Raw genomic sequence first — 1,590 nt, 5'->3', positions numbered from 1 at the left:
AATCTTTCCTGCACGGCCGCACCGGAACCTGCGCCGCTGCTCTGCTGATCACCACCTCGCTGCTGCTGAGCGGCTGCGGCGCCGGCACCGGTGCCGCCGATGCGCAGGCTGCGGAAAAGGACGCCAAGGCCGAAAAGGTCGACGCGGTCCCGGTCGAAGCGGTCGCCGCCAGCCGCCGCGCGGTGGCGGCCAGCTACACCGGCACCGCCGCGCTGGAAGCGCGCGCGGAGTCGCAGGTGGTCGCCAAGACCTCCGGGGTGGCACTGGCGGTGCTGGTCGAAGAGGGCCAGGCAGTACGCGCCGGGCAGCCGCTGGTGCGGCTGGATCCGGACCGTGCGCGGCTGGCCGTCGCCCAGAGCGAGGCGGTGATGCGCAAGCTGGAAAACAACTACCAGCGTGCGCAGAAGCTGATCGGCCAGCAGATGGTCAGCGCCGCCGATGTCGACCAGATCAAGTACGACGTGGAGAACGCCCGCGCGCAGTACCGGCTGGCCACGCTGGAGCTGTCCTACACCACGGTGGTGGCGCCGATCTCCGGCGTGATCGCCTCGCGCTCGATCAAGACCGGCAACTTCGTGCAGATCAACACGCCGATTTTCCGCATCATCGACAACTCGCGCCTGGAAGCCACGCTCAACGTGCCCGAGCGCGAACTGGCCACCCTGCGCGCCGGCCAGCCGGTGACGCTGCTGGCCGATGCGCTGCCGGGCAAGTCGTTCCCGGGCGTGGTCGACCGTATCGCGCCGGTGATCGATGCCGGCAGCGGCACCTTCCGCGTGGTCAGCGGTTTCGGCGAAGACGCCGAAGGCCTGCAGCCGGGCATGTTCKGTCGCATCCGGATCGATTACGACCAGCGTGCCGATGCGCTGGTGGTGCCGCGCCTGGCACTGCTCGACGACGGCGAACCCGCCGTGTTCCGCGTGCGCGCCGGCAAGGTCGCCCGGGTGCCGGTCAAGCTCGGTTATGCCGAAGGCCCGTGGGTGGAGATCCGCGATGGCCTGGCCGAAGGCGACCAGGTGGTCACCGCCGGCAAGGTGGCGCTGCGTGACGGCACCGCGGTGCAGGTGATCGGTGCCAAGCCGACCGCCACCGCCGCTGCCGTGCCGGCAAAAAAGGCGGAGAGCCGCCAATGACATCGGCCGGCAACGACCACGGCAAGGACCCGCACGCTGGCGAGCGTCCGGGCGCGCACGGCGGCGGCCTGGTGGAATTTGCCACCCGCCGCCGCGTCACCATCGCCATGTGCACGGTGACGCTGATGCTGTTCGGCTTCATCGCCCTGGGCAACCTCAAGGTCAACCTGCTGCCCGACCTGAGCTATCCCACCCTGACCGTGCGCACCGAGTACACCGGTGCGGCGCCGACTGAAATTGAAACCCTGATCAGCGAGCCGGTCGAAGAGGCCGTGGGCGTGGTCAAGAACCTGCGCAAGCTCAAGTCGGTCTCGCGTACCGGGCAGAGCGATGTGGTGCTGGAGTTCGCCTGGGGCACCAACATGGACCAGGCCAGCCTGGAGGTGCGCGACAAGATGGAAGCGCTGAACCTGCCGCTGGAGGCCAAGGCCCCGGTGCTGCTGCGCTTCAATCCGTC

2 protein-coding genes are annotated in these 1,590 nt (G+C 69.1%); both read left to right on the top strand.

The features are described 5' to 3' along the window. The coding region (locus ACXJKH_RS20230) for an efflux RND transporter periplasmic adaptor subunit (RefSeq protein WP_457322040.1) at positions 1–1,133 on the top strand (1,133 nt) is incomplete at its 5' end. After that, a partial coding sequence (locus tag ACXJKH_RS20225) for an efflux RND transporter permease subunit (RefSeq protein ID WP_457322038.1) occupies positions 1,130–1,590 on the top strand: 461 nt, incomplete at its 3' end. The genes ACXJKH_RS20230 and ACXJKH_RS20225, both read left to right, overlap by 4 nt.

The organism is Stenotrophomonas sp. P5_B8, assembly GCF_054049855.1.
Note: the sequence above shows the minus strand (reverse complement) of the source record. Positions and strands in the feature narration are given on the sequence as shown.